This is a genomic window from Bacillus sp. CCB-MMP212 (assembly GCF_022748145.1).
Lineage (GTDB): Bacteria > Bacillota > Bacilli > Bacillales > Bacillaceae_G > Bacillus_A > Bacillus_A cereus.
In genome coordinates this window covers 388,393-410,242 of the sequence record NZ_JALDQE010000002.1, presented here as the reverse complement: position 1 = coordinate 410,242, position 21,850 = coordinate 388,393, and the positions used below count along the sequence as shown (strand labels likewise).

The following is a 21,850-nucleotide window of genomic DNA, read 5'->3' as shown; positions in this document are numbered from 1 at the left end:
TCAATTACTTTGAATACGTTTTTTTATAAATAATATGCAGGTTTCTACTACACAAACGTGTTTTTATTTTTTACATCTGTATTAGTAAGCATTGACCTACTGTTATATTATTCCCTTTTTCACTTATTTTTTCTCTTAGAATAATATGTAAACGATTTAATTCTCTTTAGTTTTTCTCTCTTCGTAACAAAAATATACAAACTACTCTTCCTTTTTTAGGTAAATACCTATACATTTCCACCCTCTCTTCCATACATTATAGTAACCGCAGTATTAGCGGGAAATGATAAAGGAGGTCATCTCATGTACGGATACTCATATTGCTATCCAACTTGTTCATATCCTTCCTACGGTTATGGCGGTTCTTGTGGCGGGTCTGGACGCGGCTTCGCCTTAATCGTTGTGTTGTTTATTCTTTTAATTATCGTTGGTGCTGCTTGCATTCGCTAATGTAAAACGAAACAACTATGGAAAGAAAAAGACGGCTTTGCCGTCTTTTTCTGTTTATCACATACATAACTACTCTATAATAGTACGATTTCCAAAATGCCTACCCTTTCTTGCCGATGACTTTTTCCATCTCCTTTGGTAGACTAAAGAGGAAAGGAGAGATTACATATGCTTACAATGAAAGATGTTATTCGCGAAGGAGATCCTATTTTGCGCAACGTTGCAGAAGAGGTGTCATTACCGGCAAGCGAAGAAGATACAACTACCTTAAAAGAAATGATTGAATTCGTAATAAATAGCCAAGATCCTGAAATGGCTGAAAAATATAGTTTACGCCCTGGAATCGGATTAGCGGCTCCGCAAATCGGTGTTTCAAAAAAAATGATTGCAGTTCATGTAACCGATGCGGATGGTACATTATATAGCCATGCATTATTCAATCCAAAAATCATTAGCCATTCTGTTGAACGTACATATTTACAGGGTGGTGAAGGCTGTCTATCTGTAGACCGCGAAGTACCTGGTTATGTTCCTCGTTATACAAGAATTACAGTAAAAGCAACTTCTATTAACGGCGAAGAAGTAAAATTGCGTTTAAAAGGTTTACCAGCAATCGTATTCCAACACGAGATTGACCATTTAAATGGCGTTATGTTCTATGACCATATCAATAAAGAAAATCCTTTTGCCGCTCCTGATGATTCCAAACCTCTAGAGCGATAATAATAAAGAGGCGGAAGTTAATCTTCCGCCTCTTTATTATGAAATGGGTTCCATATTCACTTATAGCAATCCAGCCCACTTTAGTCCATGATATATACCGTCTTCACTAACATCCTTTGTCACATGATTTGCAAGTTTTTTCAAGTCTTCATGGCCATTTCCCATCACAATACCTGTGCCAACGGCTTCGATCATTTCTAAATCATTTAAACCATCTCCAAATGCATACACTTGATCACGATTAAAACCTAACTTTTCAATGTATTTCTCAATTCCTTTTGCCTTAGAACCACCATTCGGAATGATATCCATTGAATATGCATGCCAACGAATAAAATGAAAATCTGGATAATGATTAATAAACTTTTCCTCTTCATTTACTTCACAAAAAAGTAGTGTTTGATAAATATTACGTTCCTCATAAAAATTAGGCTCATATGGTGGATGCTCAAAGTTTAAGCTTCCAAAGCCTTCTTTCACATAATCATGATATTCCACTGATGCTCTCATATCTTGATGGTCAAGATATACAAGTGGATATCCTTCTTGTTTTGCAAACTGAGTAAACTTATGTAAAGCATCTGGATGTAACGGATTATTAAATATTACATCATCTTCAAAGACAACGTATTGTCCATTAAAACTAACATAATTATGTATATCAAGTTCCTTACGAATATCTTCGAACATAAATGGCGCGCGCCCTGTCGCAATTGCTACATGTACACCTTTTTCTTGTAACTGTTTTACTGCATCTCGTGTAGATTGTGGAATTTTTTTATCATGATCTAATAATGTTCCATCAATATCAAAAAAGACAATTTTATCATTCATTTGTCAAAATCCTTTCTGGCACTCTATATTCCTATTTTGAATATCACTTTTCAAATTCTAAAAAAAAGTATAACATATTAAACATCTGTGAAGAAAGCGTTCCCTTTCTGACCTTATTTGTAAACTTTGCATATATATATTAGTAAAACATGTGGATACTTGTTCGGATGAATTTTCTTTTCCATTCTTCCTCATACTATACCTATAACTAACGGCTACTAATCGTTACTATAGAATAACTTTCACTGTATGGGAAAGGACAAGACTCACCATTCACTTTTGTCCTATCTCTTATATCAGAGATAGAATTTTCACTAGTAATATGCATGTTTAAAATAAGGAAAGGAAGGAGTAATCATGCTGAAGAAGCTGAAGAAAAAGCTCAAGCGTTATTTAAACGGTCTAGTCCGTAAAAAGACAATCGCTTAAATTGTGCCCATTTCGGGCTTTTTCTTCATTCTCATTCGAAAAAACATGAAAATCGTGACTGTTTGCTTTATAATAAGTAACAGATAATGCAAAACATAGACAAGGAGAGGTTTTCCAAATGATTTTTAAAGTATTTTATCAAGAAAAATTAACTGAGGTTCCAGTACGTGAAAATACAAAAGTTTTATATTTAGAGGCTACGTCTGAAAAGGATGTTCGTACAAAATTAAATAAGTTCGCATATAATATCGAGTTTGTTCAGTCTGTTACTGGCGCTCATCTTGAATATGAAAAAGAAAACGCTGATTTAACATTAGCGGAAATCGTATAGCGATATGAAATTTCTAAAAAACGACCAAGTTGCTGTATTTGCTCTCGGTGGGCTTGGTGAAATCGGTAAAAATACATACGCTGTTCAATTTCAAGATGAAATTATTATAATTGATGCTGGAATTAAATTTCCAGAGGACGAACTTCTCGGAATCGATTATGTAATACCAGACTACACTTATTTTGTGCGAAACGAAGATAAAATTAAAGGGTTATTCATTACACATGGTCACGAAGATCATATCGGCGGAATCCCTTACCTATTACGTCAAGTGAACATCCCGATTTACGGCGGAAAATTAGCAATTGCACTCATCAAAAACAAATTAGAAGAACACGGCTTACTTCGTAAAGCAAAACTTTACGAAATTCAAGAAGATGACGTTATTAAATTCAAAAAAACGTCTGTATCCTTCTTCCGTACAACTCACAGTATTCCAGATTCGTACGGCGTTGTTGTGAAAACACCTCAAGGTCAAGTTGTTCATACAGGTGATTTCAAATTTGATTTCACACCAGTTGGTGAACCAGCTGATTTAACAAAAATGGCTGAAATCGGTAAAGATGGCGTGCTATGTCTATTATCTGATAGTACGAACAGTGAAGTTCCAAACTTTACTATGTCTGAGCGTCGCGTTGGTGATAGCATTCAAGACATTTTCCGTAAAGTAGACGGACGGATTATATTCGCAACCTTTGCATCAAATATTCACCGCTTACAACAAGTTATTGAAGCTGCTGTTGAAAACAACCGTAAAGTAGCTGTGTTTGGTCGAAGTATGGAAGCAGCGATTGAAATCGGACAAAACCTTGGTTATATTCGTTGCCCGAAAGATACATTCATAGATGCATCTCAACTAAACCGTTTACCAGCTAATAAAGTTGTTATTTTATGTACAGGTAGTCAAGGTGAACCGATGGCAGCACTTTCACGTATTGCAAACGGTACACACCGCCAAATTCAAATTATTCCTGGAGATACAGTTGTTTTCTCTTCTTCACCAATTCCAGGAAATACAATTAGCGTAAGTCGTACAATTAACATGTTGTACCGCGCTGGCGCTGATGTAATTCACGGGAAACTTTCAAATATCCATACAAGTGGACACGGTGGACAAGAAGAACAAAAGTTAATGTTACGTCTAATTAAACCGAAGTACTTCATGCCAATTCATGGTGAATATCGTATGCAGCGTATGCACATGAACATAGCAAATGATTGTGGTATCCCTGAAGAAAATTGCTTCATTATGGATAATGGCGATGTTCTTGCTTTACGTTCGGATGAAGCTAGCGTAGCTGGAAAAATCCCATCTGGTTCGGTCTACATTGATGGAAACGGTATTGGAGATATTGGCAATATCGTATTACGAGATCGTCGTATCCTTTCTGAAGAAGGACTTGTAATTGTAGTTGTAAGCATTGATATGAAAGAATTTAAAGTTGCAGCAGGACCTGATATCATCTCACGCGGTTTCGTTTACATGCGTGAAAGCAGCGATTTAATCAATGATGCACAAACATTAATTACAACTCATTTAGAAAAAGTAATGGAGCGTAAAACAACACAATGGTCTGAAATTAAAAATGAAATTACAGACACATTAGCTCCATTCCTATATGAGAAAACGAAACGCCGTCCAATGATTTTACCAATCATTATGGAAATATAAGAAAAAGGACAATGCTATGAAGGCATTGTCCTTTTCTTTTCTCTTATCTTAAAAAATGTTTAAATCGATCCACTTCATCGTCATGACCAATGACAATTAATATATCTCCTGCTTGAATATTCTCCGTAGCCCGAGGGGATACGATAACTTCTTTACCTCGTTTAATTGCTACAATATTCAATCCAAACTTCGCACGAATATCTAATTCAATTAAAGAGTGCCCATCAATTTTTTTATTCGCAATAATCTCTACAATACTATGCTCATCTGAAAGCTCAAGGTAGTCTAACACATTGCTTGATGCAATATTATTAGCAATCCTTTTTCCCATATCACGTTCTGGATGCACAATATGATCTGCACCTATTTTACTTAACACTTTTTCATGATAATCATTTTGAGCTTTTACAGTAATATTTTTTACACCCAATTCTTTCAAAATCAAAGTAGTTAGAATACTTGAATTTAAATTATCTCCAATAGCAACGACTACGTGATCAAAATTTCGAATACCAAGGCTTTTTAATACCATCTCATCTGTTGAATCTGCAATTACAGCATGCGAAGCTATATTTGCAAATTCATTAATTTTATCCTCATCTGAGTCGATTGCCATTACTTCCATACCTAATTGAGCTAGTTCTCGGCAAATACTTCCACCAAAGCGACCAAGTCCAATGACAGCAAATTCTTTTTCTTTCTCACCCACAGGAATTCCTCCAATAACTTCAAGTACTATTTATTTTCAGTGTAACACACTTTATATGCGTCACAAAAACTGTAATTAGCTCTTATTTTTGTTTTTGTATATAAAAATATTGTTGCAAGTAAAAAGCGATACCAACAAGTAACATAGCAAATACAAATATATTTCCAAACGAACTAAATGTTTCAAAAACGAATAATAATGTTTCTTGACCAAAAAAGGCAAATAGAAGCTGTATGAATGCAAATAACAACGCCCATATGTAATGATGTTGATGGAATAAATAATGCGTTGCACCTAAAAAAGCAATAAACGAAAAGATAAAGATCCACCAATTTTCTAAAAATAGTTGCCAACTAGAAAATTGATATCCATTTACTAATATCGCAATAAGCGCGATAACTGCCATCGTCGGCACACTCCAAAATAATGCCCGTCCTCTAAAGAAACGAGTGCCTTTAACATCACCTTTTTCATGTGCAATATATGTTAGTACTACTGTGCTTATATACAAAACAGAAAGAATTGTTAAAACGATAATAAGCCAAAAATGTAATTGATAATATTCATGTTCTATATTTGTCACGATTGCAGCTAACATGCATGGAATTAACATTCCCGTCCAACCATCTACTTTTCTTTCATTCCAAAAGACCGTATTACCAATCCTTATTCCTAACAACATAAAAATAATGATACCCAATACAAATAACGTAGTTTTATTCCCTACTAAACTCGTTGAGAAAGCAATTAATCCAATAAATAAAAAGAGCACAAACCCATTCATAATTTCTAGTACAGGTGATAAATATCTCTTCACCCATTTGTATGTTTCGTCATATTCATTATTATCTACTAAACGATAGGCATAAAAACTTATCCCAAAATAAACCGCCGCAATAATAACATACGCATATAAGACGAAACATAAAATCGCACTGCTAATTTGCACGTAATTCCCCACCCTTTTTTCTATGTTTCACATTGATTTTACACACTTTTCATACTAAAAGTAAACATATATAAGTTAGTCAAATAATTAATAATGAGCAGTGGCTAAAAACCCCCCTGCTCATTATTAAAACAGTCCAATTAACTTTATTCTTTCATTTGTATGTAAATGTCTAAAATCACTCTATACGAGCGTTACTTACACCTCATAACAAAAAGTTTTTTGGAACCTTCAATAAAGCGGAAGTTTTATTTTCTATTCCCTTTCCACTTTACATATTGGCTTAAAAATGTAATTGCCTTTTCAATCACTTCTTCGTCTGGTTTTAATTTTGCATGATGTAAACCATATTCTGAATTTACTCCAAGCCAAAACATAAATCCAGGGATTTCTCGAAGCATATAACCAAAATCTTCACCTGTCATTGCCTCAGTACATGTAATAACATTCATATCTGTTTGTTTATGTACAAATTGCATAAACTCTCTTGTTAACTCTTCATGGTTATATACTTGATGATACATTGCTCCGTAATCTATAATCGCCTCACACTGGAAAGAAGCTTCGATACCTGCAACAATTGCCTCAATTCTGCTTTTCACACGCTTCATTGATTCCACTGATAATGTTCGAATCGTTCCTTCTAAACGAGATTTTTCTGCAATAATATTTTGAACCGTACCACCTGTAATTTTCCCGATTGTAATTACTGCACTATCAAGAGGATTTACATTGCGACTAATAACGGATTGAAGCTGTGTAACAAGATGACTCGCTGCAACAATCATATCATTTGCAGTATGCGGATAGGCAGCATGGCCACCTTTCCCTTTTAAATCAATATATAATTCTGAAGTATTAGCAAATAACAGTCCTTCTTTCGTTGCAATTGTCCCTACAGCGTATTCTGGTGCAATATGAAGACCAAGAATTATATTTGGTTTCCATTCTTTTAACTCTTCACTTTCTAACATAGGAAGAGCACCGCCTGGTCCTTCTTCTGCTGGCTGGAATAGAAATACAAGGTCATCATCTATTCTTTCGCTCACAGCTTTCGTTAGAAGGCCTAAACCGATTGTTGTATGTACATCGTGGCCACATGCATGCATCATTCCTTCATGAATAGAAGCAAACTCATATCCAGTTTCCTCTGTAATTGGCAGACCATCTATATCTGCACGATAACCTATTATTTTTTCTGGATTTTTTCCATTTACTTTAACGATTACACCCGTTTTCCATGTCTTCACTTCCACAAATTCATGAGAAAGTGTTCCTATATAATCTAAAATATACTGTTGTGTTTTCCATTCCTTAAATCCGATTTCTGGAATTCTATGTAGATCTCTACGAATTTGGACAAATTTGCTTACTGTCATTTTTGCACCTCTATCTATAAAAAGCGTAAGAGCCCATTTACGCTCTTACGCTTTTTTTACTTTTTATTTCTCTGGGTTTAATTGACGAAGCTCTTGTTTAATTTCTGTTTTTGCTTTTGTCTTCTCATCAATTTCTTTAATTACACGTGCTGGAGTACCTGCAACAACTGTGTATGGAGGCACATCTTCTGTTACAACAGCTCCTGCTGCTACAACTGCACCTTTACCTACTGTAACACCCTCTAAAACAACTACGTTTGCACCGATTACTACATCATCTTCAACGATAACTGGTTTTGCAGAAGGTGGCTCAATAACACCTGCAAGTACAGCACCTGCACCTACGTGACAGTTTTTACCGACTGTTGCACGTCCACCAAGTACTGCGTTCATGTCGATCATAGAACCTTCGCCAATTACAGCACCAATGTTAATTGTTGCATTCATCATAATTACAGCGTTGTCACCAATTTCAACATGGTCACGAATAATAGCACCTGGCTCGATGCGAGCTTTAATACCTTTTAAATCAAGCATTGGAATTGCAGAATTACGACGATCGTTTTCTACAACGTAGTCAACGATGTGCTTATTATTTTCATCAAGAATTGTCTTAATTTCAGACCATTCTCCGAATAATACACCTGATTTTTTATTCACAAATGCTTGTACTGTTTCAGGGAATGTTACTTCTTTTAAATCCCCTTTTATGTATACCTTTACAGGAGTTTTCTTTTCACTTTTTTGAATAAACGAAATAATTTCGTTAGCGTCCATCATTTTCATTCTTGTTGCCTCCTAAATCCATTTATAATGTTACTCTACCAAACGAAAGAGCGAGTAGCAAGATAATAATCTTATTTTTCCCTTTGAATTTCTTCTATAATTTCTAAAAATGCTTGTACTTGCTTCAACTGCCTTGCCGAGTCACTTGTTAACAACCATGTTTCTCTCGTCAGTTGAACAGGTGTTTTATACATATTTTCCTGTACTTCCTTTAAAACAGTAGAAGGTAAAAGGGCGTAACCTATACCATTTAAAACAAGTTGTTTGCATGTTTCAATTTGGTCAACTACAATCGTTCGCTTAGGCGGATTAGAAAATAAACCATACCACCAATTTTGTATTTGTCCATAATAAGTTGAGTCACTTTTAAATTGAATGAACGGTCTATTTGTTTCTTTTAGCATCGAAATATCTTTTATTTCTTTATCAACTAAATACAGTTCATCTTCAAATAATTGTTGCTTTTGACCTTTATATTCTTGTGTTCCCCTCAGTATAGCAACATGAACGTCTCCTTCATAAAACTGCTTTTGCACTTCACTACTCCATCCAGTAAACAGCGATATCTTTACAGAAGGATATTTATGCACAAACTTTTTCAAAACAGGAGGGAGCCAATATTGACCAATAACTGATGCAACAGCTATTTTTAAAGTTCCATGAGTTTCCGTTCTAAAAACAGCTAGCTCACTTTTTATATCCTCTTCCTTTTGCAACATTTCTTTGGCATAATTTGCAACTTTTTCCCCTTCAGGTGTAATTGTCAATCCTTTTTGTGAGCGAATAAAAAACTTCATTCCCCATTGTTTCTCCATAGATTGTAATCGTTGACTCAGCGCAGGTTGTGAAACAAATAAACGTTCCGCCGCTTTTCTCATATTTGATTCCTGAGCTAACACAACCATCATTTGAAAATCATCAATTTGCAACTTTCTCCCTCTTTCCTTAGCTTCCATACACCTTATTCCATTAAGCTTTCATTCAGAAAATACAATTTTTCAGCGCAAACTTCCCTTATGTTTTATGTCTTTTTTAATATAATACATACACAAGTGATATGCACGAAAAAAAAGTGACTTCTTCGTTTCTATGAAGTCACTTTTCTCACGTTATCGATTATGTTGCCTTACTTTCTTATTCAACAATTTTAAAATAGCCCGACGTGTTAAAATCCCCTCAAAATAGCCTTCTTCATTAACAGCGCAAATAAAAGGATGATCAATTGTCATTTCTAAAGCTTTTGCAAATGAATCTTCTAATTTAAGAAAAGGTATATCTTCCTTCATCACCTGCTCTACTTTCATATCATCAAGTCTTTCAAACTCAATACGCTCTAATCCTAACATACCATCTAATATCATGGCCGTACTAATCAAACCATGTAATTTATACATTGGATCTAAGACAGGTATCGCCGAATATCCAGATTTCACAAGAACGAGTAAAGCATGTTCTAAACCATTTCCAATTTGGACATGAGCTACTTTTTCCGATGAAATCATTAAATCCTTCACAAGAATTTGTTGAAATTCGTCTTTCGGAATACTAATCATATTACATCCCCCATTTTCCCTTTTTCCTGCTTATGTTCATAACTCTATTCACATTTTATGACAGCGTTTTCATATTATTATTTTGTCCTAAATTTATTTCAATAAAAATACAATCACACAGCTATTTTAGCATACAGCACAAAAAAAAGACTACCATTCCGGTAGCGCTTAATACCCTTTATTTTTTAATCTGTAAAATAACCTTGTGATTTTTTTATATTGCATCACATCTGTCTGTTTCAAACCATTCTCAATGTCCGTAAGTTCCACAGCTAAAATTTCACTTGCATAATTTTGCTGAAATAAAATATCTAGTAGTAAACTTTCTTCTTCCTTCGTTAAAACAACTTCCCTTTGCATATACCCCTCTCCTTACACTCGCATCGTTACTCACTCTTATTATATAAAAAATTTAACCTATTTAATAGATGTAATATTCAGTTTTTGCCGAAAGATATGTAGCAATTATAAACATACAAAAAATCATTTCGTATATCGATTTGCATAACTAAACGCCGCATAAGCATCCGGCTTAATTTTTGCAGTTAATCCCATCGCTCGAATTTTTTCTGTCATATCTAAAATAAATTCTCTTGTTAAACCATCATTCCCAATGTCTAAATGAATTTCCATTATGAATCCAGCCCCATCTTGAGCATAAGGATGCAATAACTCCCATATTGTTTGTATATGAGTAGGCGTAAATAGACATGCGATTTCTTGACTAAACTGCGTTTCTAAATATATTTTCTCACGTAAGGTCGCTGGCTTATCTTTTACTGATCTATGGTGTAAACAACCCCAGGCACCTTTTCCAACACGATGAATATGGATTGCTGTAATAAACCTCGTATCCTTTTGATGCGCTTGCGAGTCTGTCCCAATGGATAATCGATACAAATTTCGCGGATCCTTTTCAATGAAACTACAAATACGGTTAAAGACCATATCAAAATTTAAATGTCTCTCTGAAACATTGTAAAATTTATGTGCACCGTCCACAGAGTCACGTCCTTTCAATTAGACAGACTTTTCGTATTCTCATTGTATGGGACAAAAACTAAAATTATAACTTCCTATCCTTTATTCGTTTCAATATTTCGAATTACAAAGTGACAAACTTGACACGTATAAATTACATTTTGATTAGATTGAGCCGTTAATACATGAATAATCTCAGCAGAACTTTGACAATTAGGACAAATCACAACTGGTAAACGTTCCATACGATAACCTCCTAGTTATATTTCTCCCGCTATTTGCAGAACCCAGCAATTGTGAGAAGTTTAGCTTCACATATTCACCCGGTTGACGGGACTACTTATCCACATGGATAAGCAAACTTGCACGGATTAAATTTTCATTTTAATACCATTGTAGGAAAAATAAAAAACTTCTATACATTACGCTGGAAAGTAATAGAACTAAAAAAGGTACTGCCATATGGCAGTACCTTTTTTATATGTATCAAGAAATGATATCGTAAATCTCAATTGCAACCATGTCGATATTATCGAATTGGTACACTTGAGGTTTTTCACCTTGTTGATACACTTCTAACTCATACATTTCACTTTTATCGAAAAATTTCACGCTACATTTGCGCTCACCGTTCACTTCAAAATAGCGTTGTGCTACTTCACCGCTTTCAGCTTGTTCTTGTAGACTAACAAGTCGAGTTAAAATTCCTTGGAGTAGAGACATGAAATCTCTCCTTTCTCTGATCTTCCTACCAATAGGTTTTACAGCTATACTCATTCTATCCGTCATAACAGAAAAAATGTTCCACACTCTAGGATAAAGGTTATTAGCCAGAAACTCAACTAAAATTTGTCGAAATGCGAAGGAAAAAACAGAAAGAACATATTTCCCCTTCTTTATTGCGGTTTTTATACTGGAAGAATATAATAAAAAACAGAAAAAGGGAGGGATTACAATGAAAAAAATTGAGGTTTATACACAACCTGATTGTCCGCCATGTGTTATTGTGAAAGAATTTTTGAAGCATAATAACGTTGCATATGAAGAATTTGACGTAAAAAAAGACGCTGCTGCTCGCAACCGTCTTTTAAACGACTATGATTCCTATTCAACTCCAACAGTCGTAATTGATGGCGAAGTAGTTGCAGGTTTTCAAATTGAAAAGTTACAACAACTACTCAATATAGAATAGGAATAGGTAAATACCTATTCCTATTCTTATCCCGCTGTTTGTAGGTAGTAAAACTCCCACTAATTAAAAGTTTCACTTTATAATTGTTGCAACCTTTTTATTTCAGTTAAAAGTTCCTGACTTTCATGATATCCTGCTAACTTCCATTTATCTTGATCCCTTTTCAATGTTACAATTTGATATTGTCCACTTTTTGTCCGCTCATATACATATAAATTTTTATGCTCTTGATCATACGACATTTTCGTTTCTGAATTAAAAGAAAACGGCGCTTCTTTTGCCGGAAGTAAATATTCACCACTTTGTTTATCACTTCTGCTATTTTCATCTGTAAATACTTGAAGGAAATTATCTGTAAAATACGGTGATAACGTCTCTATCATCTTATTCATCGGCAAATGCTTCCCACGAATTGAAAACTGGGTTTCATAGCCTTTTTGTATCGTTGTAAATACTTCTTTCCGATCCACTTCCACTTCCTCTTTCCCTAAAACAGTCGTAACACTATAACCAACTAGAAAGGCAACACATACAAATAGAACAAGCCATATTCCATATTTCCTCATTTTTTCACCTTCCTTTTAAAAGAACTTGTCTTTGTAGTATTCATTGTAACAATGATTATGCAAAGAAAGGACAGATTTCGTTCGTAAAATCTTTACAACGATAGACAGCATTTTCATCACCATTTTCACTATTACCAATTTATGATAAAAACAAACAAAAAATGCACGAATCTCTTCGTGCATTAAAATAAAACATCTTCTTCATATAAATATTCATATGATAAATCTATAAATAAAAAGTTGTCATCATCTATTGGGAAAGAAAATGTTCGTACCATTTCGCCCGTTTCGATATCTGCATATAAATCTGAAAGCCTTGCCTTATTCTCAAAACGCATTTTCATGATATTCTCGAGAAAATACGGGCGCCAACTCCAGTTCTTCATATAATAATCCGGCATCACAATCCATTCTCCATCTTTTTTCATAACATTTCCTGATTGTTGGAAACCATCTTCATTACAAATAAATATGCGAAAACTATACTGTGATACACTTTGACTAAATTGTAATAACCAATCATTGATATCTTCATTCTTTTTTTGTTTTGATAAAACATCGCCAATGCGATCGCGTAACATCTCTGTTAAATTATAAATTTTTTGTAACTTCTTCTTTTCATGTTGAATAAACTGATGACATTCATTACCAAGTCGCTCTTTCAAAACATTCGTTTCAATAAAATCAGGTAAACATTCTTTCAAATAATTACCTTGATAATATCTTCCGCCGTTCTTCCAAGCATATTGCAGTTGATAAAAAGCATCTATTTCTTCATATAACAAAGTTGCACCAATTCTTCTAGCAAGTAATGATAAAGAATATAAAATATCTTGATAAGATTGTAAAAGTGCTGTTTGCCTTAAGTTCGTTAAATCTACTTTTAAAATATCAGGTGCTAACACGCTAATACGCTCTAAATTACTTGTGCCCGTTCCGACCTTATTAATCGAAATTTGAATACCATATGTACGATAATACATAAGCAAATGATTAAATTGCTCTATATCTTCTTTACATTCATGCTCTGTAATCTCTAAAACAATTTGTTTTAAATTTAAACCTTGTTCTTCATACCTCAATAAAAGTTGAAGCAAGCTTTCTTCATCATCATTCATTAATACATTAGCATTCCGATGTATAAATAATAATAATTTTTGATCGCTTTCTAAATAACGATTTAAAGCTTTTTCTACTATAATATTATCCGCTTCCAGTTGAAATTCACTTGGAATCGAATCATCGTGAAAGAAAGAAGCTAAACTTTGTATGCCCTCTTCTGTTTGAATACGTCCTACTACTTCATATCCAATTACAGTATGCTCATCAGCACTAAAAATAGCTTGATAATAAGGAAGGACTTTATCCAAGTTACTCATTACATCTAATGCATCTATCAACGTGCTTCCCTCCCTTTACTTTTCAAAAATTATAACATGATATTTACGGAAAAATAATAAAAAATCCCTTCAGTTTTCCTGAAGGGATTAGAGGGGTAAAATGCTAAGGGGAATTAGCAATTCTACTATGAAGAAAAAAGAGGTCTTAAATATAACGTATATATGACCTCTTGTAAACACTTTTCTTTCATATGTCACAATTCCGTCACATTTAACCATAAAAAATGAATCAAACATTCATTTTTTATCCCTTTTAAAATGGATATTGATGTAAATGTTGTCCTCCATCCATTGTCATGCAAGTTCCATTTATGTACGCCGCTTCATCTGAGCATAAATAATAAGCTAGACCAGCGATTTCTTCTGGCGTACCCAGCCTTCCAAGCGGAACACTTTGTATCGTACGCTTAGCCATTTCTTCTGAAATCCATAATTTATCAGCACCGCCCGTACGTTCAATTGGTCCTGGCGCGATAGCGTTAACTCGTATTCCATATTTACGCCCCCACTCAACAGCGAGCGTCTTCGTCATCGCTAATACCCCTGCCTTCGCTGCAGCCGAATGAATCACTCCTGGACCTGCATCCCATGCATACGTTGCTACCATGTTAATGATATTCCCTTTTATACCTTTTTCAATCCAATATTTTCCGACAGCATGACTACAGTAAAACGTACCGTTTAACACAATATTAATGACTGAATTCCAGCCATTCACAGATAAATCTTCTGCTGGACAAATAAAGTTTCCAGCTGCATTATTTATTAAAACATCAATTCTACCAAACTTCTCATCAATCTGTTCAATCATTTTCTGAATGTCATCCGTATTTCTTACATCCATTTGTACAGGTAATACTTGCCCTGGAAATTGTTCAATTTCCAACTTTGTTTCCTCTAGTTTTTCCTTTGTACGTCCGGTAATAACAACTCGTGCCCCTTCTTTTGCAAAACGAGTCGCCATTCCTTTTCCCATTCCACTCGATCCACCTGTTATAATAACTACCTTTTCTTTCACATACATCCCCTCCAAAAAATGAATACACATTCATTTTATCACTTTATTTAATAGAAATCTTTATATTTTTAAACTTTTCTGATATTTTAACGTAAAGAACTTTCTTTTTATTCATTTTTTTTCGTAATCTATACTACTTTTTTATTATGTAAAGTATATTTTAAATAAACTGAAAGGAGATTTGAGTAGCCTATAAATGGAATAAAAACATTGAGGTATACTCATATTTTTATGAAGCACATTACAAGAAGAAATTTTTTAAAAATTGGTATGCGTACTTGTCTCTATTCATTTATAACCAGTAGCATCGGATACTACTATGCTAAATATATAGAGCCCCATTTCATTTCTTTTACACAGCACACATTAAAATCACAACTCATCCCAAAAAGTTTTCATGGTATAAAAATTCTTCAATTCAGCGATTTACATCTCGGATACTATTTCTCGCTTCAACATTTATCTAAAGTTGTTTCTAAAATTAATGCTGTAAATCCAGATATTGTCCTTTTTACCGGAGATCTCATTGATAATTATCAAACGTATACTGACACTCCTTTCGTTGCATCCATTTTAAAAAATATACAAGCCCCCTTCGGTAAATTCGCTATTTATGGTAACCATGATCACGGTGGATATGGAACTGAATACTATGAGCACATCATGCGTGAATCTGGATTTGAACTATTGCTAAATAGTGAAAAAAGAATTCGTTTAATGGATAATAGTGAAATTTCTATTTTCGGTCTCGATGATATACTACTAGGCAGACCAAAAATAGAGAAAACATTAGAGCATGCACGGCAAAGTACTTATAACATTGTTCTTGTTCACGAACCAGATATCGCGCCCAAAGTTTCTAAATATCCAATCAACTTGCAACTTTCTGGTCATAGTCACGGCGGACAAGTACAAATTCCTTTTTTAGGACCTATTATTACACCAGCACTCGCCCAAGACTATATTGAAGGCTTCTATACAATTCAGGATTTAACTCTCTATGTCAATCGAGGCCTCGGAAGAACACGTGTCCCATTCCGTTTTATGTCAAAACCTGAAATTACACTTTTTATACTTCAACATTCGTAATAATTCGCCTATTTTCTTGCATATCCTTTCTTGTACGCGCTCATCCATGTTTCATTTACCATATGATGAAAGTGAGTCCAATAAAGGAGGTATGTTCATGTATCCATATTATCAACCAATCCCAGTCCGTTCAGCACCTATTGGTCCAGTAGGCGACTCACGCTTCTTTCCGTTTTTTGGCGTTCCCTTTCTAGCTGGAATTGCTGGTGGATTGCTCGGCGGAGCATTAGCTTTCGGCCCTCGACCGTTTTATCCACCTTATCCACCACCTTTCCCGCCGCCAGCACCTTATCCTTGTTACGGTGGACCCTGTCAACAACCATACTACTACTAAGTTAAAATAACAATTCTTTCAAATGTTATTCTCTCAACGAACCACCTTATTACACGCTTATAATAAAACTATTGTTTCTACTCATCCTTCCATTTTGGGAGCATATGAGTAGAAAAAAGTAAAAACCTCTTATGGACATAAGAGGTTTTTACTTTTTTCATTATTCAGCGTCTGTATTTTGATATGCCATCTTAAACAACTTCACTTGGCTATCAATTTCTTCTGTACTACCATTAATAACATAATAGTAATCACCATCTTTATTTTGTTCACGTGTTTTCACATTATCAGCTAATGTAAGCTGTAAAATCGCCTTAATTCGTGCCTTCATTTCAATATCTAATATCGGGAAAGATATTTCCACTCGCTTCTCCATATTTCGCGTCATCCAATCAGCTGAAGATAAATATATTTTCTCCTCCCCATTATGATGGAAATAATAAATACGGCTATGTTCTAAATATCTTCCAACAACACTAACTACACGAATATTTTCACTTACATTTGGAATACCAGGTCGTAGGCAACATGTTCCTCGAACAATGAGCTCTACCTTTACTCCAGCTTGTGATGCTTCGTACATTTTTTTAATTAATGGTTTATCTGTTAATGAATTCATCTTAGCGATAATATATCCATTTCCGTATTGCCTATGATAACGGATTTCTTCATCTATTAAATCCATAAATTGTTCTCTTATATCAAATGGAGCAACCGATAAATGATGAAAATGTGGCTTTGTTGTATAACCACTTAAATAATTAAAGAAATTGGTTGCATCAACCCCAAAGTCTTTTCTTGATGTAATATATCCAAAATCAGTATATAACTTCGCTGTTGCATCATTATAGTTTCCAGTTCCAAGATGTACGAACCTTTCAATTTTTCCGTTTTTTCTTCTTACAACTAACGTAATTTTACTATGTGTTTTCAAGTGACTTACACCGTAAATAACATGACAGCCTGCCTGTTCTAATTCTTTAGCCCAATGAACATTGTTTTCTTCATCAAACCTTGCCTTTAATTCAACCAATACCGTCACTTGTTTTCCCTTTTCAGCCGCTATCTTTAACGCCTGAATAATCGGTGAATCACCACTTACACGATATAACGTTTGTTTAATCGCAAGTACATTCGGATCGTCTGCCGCATCACGAACAAAATCAACTACCGGCTGAAAGGATTCAAAAGGATGATGTAATAAAATATCATGCTCAATTGCTTTTTCAAATACATCTTCTTCATCACCTAAATCTTGAGGCGGTTGCGGAATAAGAGCTGGATATACAAGATGTTCATATAAAGGAGCTAGTTTTTTATATAAAGAAAACAAACATGTTAAATCTAATGGACCATCCATTATATATACATCTTCATCTTTTACTTCTAGAACCTCATATAATAACGCTAATACTCTTTCATCAATGTGTTCTTTCCCAACCTCTAAACGAACAGCAGCCCCCCACTTACGCTTTTTTAATTCTTTTTCAATTACCTTTAATAAATCTCTCGCACCTTCTTCATGAATCGTTAAATCTGCATTGCGTGTAATACGGAAACGAGTAACAGATGATACTGTATATCCCGTAAATAATTTATGAGTAAAGCTACTAATTACGTCTTCTAATAAAATAAATTTATGCTTTTGCCCTTCGCTCGGTAAAATTATGAAGCGCTCAAGTAATGAAGGAACTTGCACAATTCCTAATTTCGTCCTGTTTTCTTCTTCCGCTTGCTTCTCATCATATAAAAGAGTAGCCAAATTCAAACTTTTGTTTAATAACATTGGAAATGGGCGATATGCATCAATAGCTACAGGAGTTAACACCGGAAAAATTTGCTCATCAAAATACTCTTCTATAAATTCTCGCTGCTCTTTCGTCAAATCATTGAATGTTAAACGTTCAATTCCCTCTAACTCAAGCGCTGGTAATACATAATTTTTAAATGTATCATATTGTACTGTCATTAGTGCATGGGCTTTTATCGCAATTTTATTTAATTGCTTTTTTGGTGTTAAGCCAGCTTTATTTTCTGGTTGATTAAATCCAGCACTCACTTGATCCTTTAATCCCGCTACACGCACCATAAAAAATTCATCTAAATTCGAACTAAAAATACTAATAAATTTCAATCTTTCCAAAAGTGGATTATTTGCATCTTGCGCTTCTTGTAAGACACGTTCATTAAATGCTAACCAACTTAACTCTCGATTATTGTAATAAGCTGTATCATTTAAATTTACTGCATTCCCCTTCAATAATTCCATTCTCTTCACACTTCCCCTTGAAACTTTTTTACTATAATTTAGTTACTTTTATTTTAGCAAATTACAATATTATAAAGTGTAAATTTTTTGTAAAGACATCCGTACAACCTAATGTTTTAGTTCAAATAACAAGTTAATATTCGTTTTTAATACTCTTTCTAACTGTTTTTTTTGTTTTTCAGCTTGCACTTTTTCCGCTAATGCTGATTGTTCGCATAAAACTTTAAACGTTAACCCTTCTTCGTTTTCTGTTATAGATATGGTATCAACAAGCGATCGTTGCCTTACATTTAAAGTAGCTGAAAATTGTAAAACAGCTCCTAACAGGCGGATTTTTTTTTGTTCGCTTTTATCAAACCAACCTTCAAATGGTGATAAATGTTGTTTAAATAACATTTTTGATTTATACGATGCAATAAGTGCTAGCCTTACTCGATCTTTATGCATCATGCCATCAATTGTCTTATTCGCTAATAAATAAAACGTATGTAAACGGCTCGCTTCTTCGTCTATATATTTGCCTATATTAAATACTTTCGCTGCTTGATGGAACACTTCCCAGTCTTTTACTGACATAGAAATAAGCCCTATTTCCTCAAGTTGTTTGCAAATTAGTCTTCCATGTTTAATAAGTTGAATAACAAATTCCATATCCATTTCGTATTCATGTGATAGTAAATGCAAACTTTCTTCAACTACGTTCGGATAATATGAAATCCCCAAATCTTTTGTCAACTCTTCATAGAAAACACCTTCTCTTAACCCTTTTCTACTTAATACAAATGCCGGTGCCTCTATAACATGAACAAGTGTATGAAATACTTCAACCGCTGGAATAATCGTATCCGCTCGATCTTTTGCCAATCCTTCCAATTTCTGAAGTTCTATGAACGACAATTTTTCTAATTCATCTTTTACATTTTCAATATCTTCTTCTTTCATCTTGTATAAATGTAATCCTGCTATAGGATAACATATTAAATTTTGATGGATTTTTACTAAGTTCCTCGCACTACCACCAATTGCAATAAGAGGCAATTTCTTATTGCTTAACCATGGTAACGTTCGAAATTGAAACTCTAAATACCGTTGCATTCCTTCTAACTCATCTTTAGTAGGAATATCACCTTTAATAAATTGTTGCTTTAAAGAAAGTGCCCCAAAAGGAAAACTATGGTACTCTAAAATCTCTCTATTTCTAAAGTATGTAACTTCCGTACTTCCCCCACCAATATCTACCGTTATTCCTTCTGAAAACGATGTAGAATTCATAACCGCCAAGTATCCGTAACGCGCTTCCTCATACTCTGATAATACTCTAAGAGTAAAGTCCGTTTGTCCTTCAATAAGCTTTTTAATTTCCTCTTGATTCTCAGACTGTCTAATTGTTGCTGTTGCAACACAAAGTACATGATGCAACTGATGGAACCTTGTACTTTCTTGAAATTGAAATAATGTCTGTAATAATACTTCTATTCCCTCTTCATTCAACACACCATCAATTAAGTAATTTCTTAACCTAGCAACCACTTTCGTATTTTCAATCTCTTTATAAAAACCTCCATTTTGCTTTTCATAAATAACTAAACGCATTGTATTAGATCCAATATCTATAATGGCATACTGTTGTTTTAATATTTCTTTCAAACTTCTCACTCTTTCATTATCAAATTTCAAAAGCATATTCTATTACTATTATACAAAATAGTTGTTTTTTGTAACAATATTGCTTTAATATTGAAAATATATACAATCACTTTTTGCATATAATAAAAACCTCTTTATTTATGGTATAATAATGAAAAATTGAAAGGAGATTCAATATGAAACCTTCACAACCACAATCTCAATTACAAAACCAACATTCTATTAATCGACTAGCTCAATCTATTTTCGTTGTGAATCGTCATGCTAAAGCAGCTACTAATCCTAAATATTTATACTGGTTAAAAAAGACAGCTTTAGAACGTTTGATTGCTGAAAAAAAAGCAATTAAAGAAGGATTACATTTTTCTAGAAACCCACGTTTTAGCCAACAACAATCTGATGTCCTTATACGTTTAGGCGATTATTTTTTCCACATCCCTCCTACGAAAGAAGATTTTCGAATTCTACCGCATCTTGGTCATCTTGAATCCTCCTATCGAAATCCGAAAACAACCTTATCTTTAACAGTAGCAAAAAAAACACTTCAAGATTATATTGGTCCTGAAGCATTGAAACAAGAAAAAAAATTAAGTGAACCTGTTCCATGGTATAGTCGTACTTATACAAAAAAATAAAACAGTTTGGCCAAGTGTAGGCCAAACTGTTTTATTTTTTCTCTTCTTTAATTTTAATATTTGCTTGTTTATAAAAAGCTACTTTTTCTGTATTATAAGACTTTGTGAATTCATTAAATTTATCTTTTTCTGACTCAATATCCTTATAAGATTGATTTACTACTTTTACTTTTTCACTAATATCTTTTAATTTAGTACCTTTATCTTGTAACATTGTGTATAACTCTTTTTCTTGTTTTAAAGATTTATTATAGCTGTCATACATTTTATTAAATGAATCGTGTCGTTTCTCATAGGTGCTTTTCACTTTATCAGCTTGATTTTTCAACTTATTATCTTCAATTTTCTTCACATACTTATCAGCTGACTTCACTTCTTCTTGCGCTTTATTTAAAGCCTCTTTTTCTTTTGTAAGTACTTTTTCTCGTTCAGTTGTATTCTTTGCTGCTTGATTCAATTTTTCTTTAACAGTTTGATTATTATCTTTTCCTTCTTGCACAATCTGGTTATATAATTCTTGTCCTTCTTTCTCTAAAGCCTCAAGTTTTTTTGCATCTTCAAACATTGTTTTTTCTTGTTTAGCAGCGTTTTCAAACGCTACATATAATTCTTCTTCTGGTTTCGGTCCAAAACAACCGGCTAATAAAGTCATTGATAATGCAGTTATAATTGCTAATTTACTATATTTCAACATCTCTTCCTCCTATTTATAAACGACCATCGTGTAATATAAAAAAGTTATAAAATATGTAATTGTTCTATACACTCGCATCTTTTTTACGAAGATCATTAATATTGTTTGTACGAATTATTACTTAATATTACATTATTCTTTTTGAAGTATTTAGCAGTTCCATATCCATCTTTAAGTATAGTTCTTCGTGTTTTTTAAAACCTGTTCACA

25 protein-coding genes are annotated in these 21,850 nt (G+C 33.8%); 8 read left to right on the top strand and 17 right to left on the bottom strand.

Features of this window, described 5'->3' with window-relative positions; translation table 11 throughout:
• Window positions 1–303 precede the first annotated feature (303 nt).
• Both MRP26_RS06985 and def read left to right on the top strand, forming a co-directional pair.
• The gene (locus MRP26_RS06985) at window positions 304–450 is read left to right on the top strand and encodes a YjcZ family sporulation protein (protein ID WP_000274562.1); all 147 of its coding nucleotides are present in this window, start codon (window positions 304–306) and stop codon (window positions 448–450) included.
• 168 nt (window positions 451–618) lie between these two features.
• Window positions 619–1,173 carry a peptide deformylase gene (def, locus tag MRP26_RS06980; protein WP_000957048.1) on the top strand — a complete coding sequence of 185 codons (555 nt, stop codon included), beginning with the start codon at window positions 619–621 and terminating at the stop codon, window positions 1,171–1,173.
• Between the two features lie 60 nt (window positions 1,174–1,233).
• On the opposite strand, the gene MRP26_RS06975 is transcribed toward def, so the two are convergent.
• Window positions 1,234–2,007, bottom strand: coding sequence for a Cof-type HAD-IIB family hydrolase (locus MRP26_RS06975; protein ID WP_053563732.1), 774 nt, complete (start codon window positions 2,005–2,007; stop codon window positions 1,234–1,236).
• A 547-nt stretch (window positions 2,008–2,554) separates the two neighbouring features.
• On the opposite strand from MRP26_RS06975, the gene MRP26_RS06970 reads away from it, so the two are divergent.
• Window positions 2,555–2,767 carry a DNA-dependent RNA polymerase subunit epsilon gene (locus tag MRP26_RS06970; RefSeq protein WP_000576435.1) on the top strand — a complete coding sequence of 71 codons (213 nt, stop codon included), beginning with the start codon at window positions 2,555–2,557 and terminating at the stop codon, window positions 2,765–2,767.
• A 4-nt stretch (window positions 2,768–2,771) separates the two neighbouring features.
• Window positions 2,772–4,439 carry a ribonuclease J1 gene (gene rnjA, locus MRP26_RS06965; protein WP_000670375.1) on the top strand — a complete coding sequence of 556 codons (1,668 nt, stop codon included), beginning with the start codon at window positions 2,772–2,774 and terminating at the stop codon, window positions 4,437–4,439.
• Between the two features lie 43 nt (window positions 4,440–4,482).
• Here the strand turns inward: rnjA and MRP26_RS06960 are convergent, their stop codons facing one another.
• From MRP26_RS06960 to MRP26_RS06915, 10 genes are all read right to left on the bottom strand, one after another.
• Window positions 4,483–5,148 (bottom strand): potassium channel family protein, encoded by a 666-nt coding sequence (locus MRP26_RS06960; RefSeq protein WP_000504032.1) that lies wholly within the window; start codon window positions 5,146–5,148, stop codon window positions 4,483–4,485.
• 82 nt (window positions 5,149–5,230) lie between these two features.
• Window positions 5,231–6,097, bottom strand: a complete 867-nt coding sequence (locus MRP26_RS06955) for a hypothetical protein (RefSeq protein WP_001167322.1) — start codon at window positions 6,095–6,097, stop codon at window positions 5,231–5,233.
• Between the two features lie 248 nt (window positions 6,098–6,345).
• Window positions 6,346–7,476, bottom strand: coding sequence for an N-acetyldiaminopimelate deacetylase (locus MRP26_RS06950; protein ID WP_000218671.1), 1,131 nt, complete (start codon window positions 7,474–7,476; stop codon window positions 6,346–6,348).
• 63 nt (window positions 7,477–7,539) lie between these two features.
• Window positions 7,540–8,262, bottom strand: a complete 723-nt coding sequence (gene dapD / locus MRP26_RS06945; protein ID WP_000783241.1) for a 2,3,4,5-tetrahydropyridine-2,6-dicarboxylate N-acetyltransferase — start codon at window positions 8,260–8,262, stop codon at window positions 7,540–7,542.
• A 71-nt stretch (window positions 8,263–8,333) separates the two neighbouring features.
• Complete coding sequence (locus MRP26_RS06940; protein WP_002094125.1) at window positions 8,334–9,218, bottom strand: LysR family transcriptional regulator; 885 nt, start codon at window positions 9,216–9,218, stop codon at window positions 8,334–8,336.
• Between the two features lie 153 nt (window positions 9,219–9,371).
• On the bottom strand, window positions 9,372–9,815 hold the full coding sequence (gene cbpB, locus MRP26_RS06935) for a cyclic-di-AMP-binding protein CbpB (RefSeq protein WP_000623573.1): 444 nt from the start codon (window positions 9,813–9,815) through the stop codon (window positions 9,372–9,374).
• A 168-nt stretch (window positions 9,816–9,983) separates the two neighbouring features.
• Entirely contained in the window at window positions 9,984–10,175 is a 192-nt protein-coding gene (gene abbA, locus MRP26_RS06930) for an antirepressor AbbA (RefSeq protein ID WP_001188692.1), read from the bottom strand.
• 123 nt (window positions 10,176–10,298) lie between these two features.
• Window positions 10,299–10,817: a ribonuclease H-like YkuK family protein gene (locus tag MRP26_RS06925; protein ID WP_000348490.1), complete on the bottom strand. Its 519-nt coding sequence runs from the start codon at window positions 10,815–10,817 to the stop codon at window positions 10,299–10,301.
• A 74-nt stretch (window positions 10,818–10,891) separates the two neighbouring features.
• Window positions 10,892–11,041: a hypothetical protein gene (locus MRP26_RS06920; RefSeq protein ID WP_000440540.1), complete on the bottom strand. Its 150-nt coding sequence runs from the start codon at window positions 11,039–11,041 to the stop codon at window positions 10,892–10,894.
• A 241-nt stretch (window positions 11,042–11,282) separates the two neighbouring features.
• A complete protein-coding gene (locus tag MRP26_RS06915; protein WP_000055151.1) occupies window positions 11,283–11,519 on the bottom strand; it encodes a YkuJ family protein in 237 nt (78 codons plus the stop codon).
• A gap of 232 nt (window positions 11,520–11,751) precedes the next feature.
• Between MRP26_RS06915 and MRP26_RS06910 the strand changes: the two genes are divergently transcribed.
• Entirely contained in the window at window positions 11,752–11,988 is a 237-nt protein-coding gene (locus MRP26_RS06910; protein WP_000717873.1) for a glutaredoxin family protein, read from the top strand.
• 77 nt (window positions 11,989–12,065) lie between these two features.
• On the opposite strand, the gene MRP26_RS06905 is transcribed toward MRP26_RS06910, so the two are convergent.
• The 3 genes from MRP26_RS06905 to fadH form a co-directional block, all read right to left on the bottom strand.
• Window positions 12,066–12,554 carry a DUF3993 domain-containing protein gene (locus MRP26_RS06905; protein WP_001233805.1) on the bottom strand — a complete coding sequence of 163 codons (489 nt, stop codon included), beginning with the start codon at window positions 12,552–12,554 and terminating at the stop codon, window positions 12,066–12,068.
• 182 nt (window positions 12,555–12,736) lie between these two features.
• Complete coding sequence (locus tag MRP26_RS06900; RefSeq protein WP_098678449.1) at window positions 12,737–13,954, bottom strand: EAL domain-containing protein; 1,218 nt, start codon at window positions 13,952–13,954, stop codon at window positions 12,737–12,739.
• A gap of 253 nt (window positions 13,955–14,207) precedes the next feature.
• A complete protein-coding gene (gene fadH, locus MRP26_RS06895; protein WP_000660913.1) occupies window positions 14,208–14,972 on the bottom strand; it encodes a 2,4-dienoyl-CoA reductase in 765 nt (254 codons plus the stop codon).
• Window positions 14,973–15,203: 231 nt separating this feature from the next.
• On the opposite strand from fadH, the gene MRP26_RS06890 reads away from it, so the two are divergent.
• Both MRP26_RS06890 and MRP26_RS06885 read left to right on the top strand, forming a co-directional pair.
• Window positions 15,204–16,061: a metallophosphoesterase gene (locus MRP26_RS06890; RefSeq protein WP_053565477.1), complete on the top strand. Its 858-nt coding sequence runs from the start codon at window positions 15,204–15,206 to the stop codon at window positions 16,059–16,061.
• 97 nt (window positions 16,062–16,158) lie between these two features.
• Window positions 16,159–16,395 carry a hypothetical protein gene (locus tag MRP26_RS06885; RefSeq protein WP_000283738.1) on the top strand — a complete coding sequence of 79 codons (237 nt, stop codon included), beginning with the start codon at window positions 16,159–16,161 and terminating at the stop codon, window positions 16,393–16,395.
• A 160-nt stretch (window positions 16,396–16,555) separates the two neighbouring features.
• Here MRP26_RS06885 and MRP26_RS06880 read toward each other — a convergent pair whose 3' ends face one another.
• Entirely contained in the window at window positions 16,556–18,664 is a 2,109-nt protein-coding gene (locus MRP26_RS06880) for a polyphosphate kinase (protein ID WP_053563730.1), read from the bottom strand.
• 108 nt (window positions 18,665–18,772) lie between these two features.
• Window positions 18,773–20,347 (bottom strand): exopolyphosphatase, encoded by a 1,575-nt coding sequence (gene ppx / locus MRP26_RS06875; RefSeq protein WP_140155653.1) that lies wholly within the window; start codon window positions 20,345–20,347, stop codon window positions 18,773–18,775.
• Between the two features lie 140 nt (window positions 20,348–20,487).
• Here ppx and MRP26_RS06870 point away from each other — a divergent pair, with 140 nt between their 5' ends.
• A complete protein-coding gene (locus MRP26_RS06870) occupies window positions 20,488–20,946 on the top strand; it encodes a YkyB family protein (protein WP_000804864.1) in 459 nt (152 codons plus the stop codon).
• A 31-nt stretch (window positions 20,947–20,977) separates the two neighbouring features.
• On the opposite strand, the gene MRP26_RS06865 is transcribed toward MRP26_RS06870, so the two are convergent.
• Window positions 20,978–21,640, bottom strand: coding sequence for a YkyA family protein (locus MRP26_RS06865; protein WP_000922469.1), 663 nt, complete (start codon window positions 21,638–21,640; stop codon window positions 20,978–20,980).
• Between the last annotated feature and the right edge of the window lie 210 nt (window positions 21,641–21,850).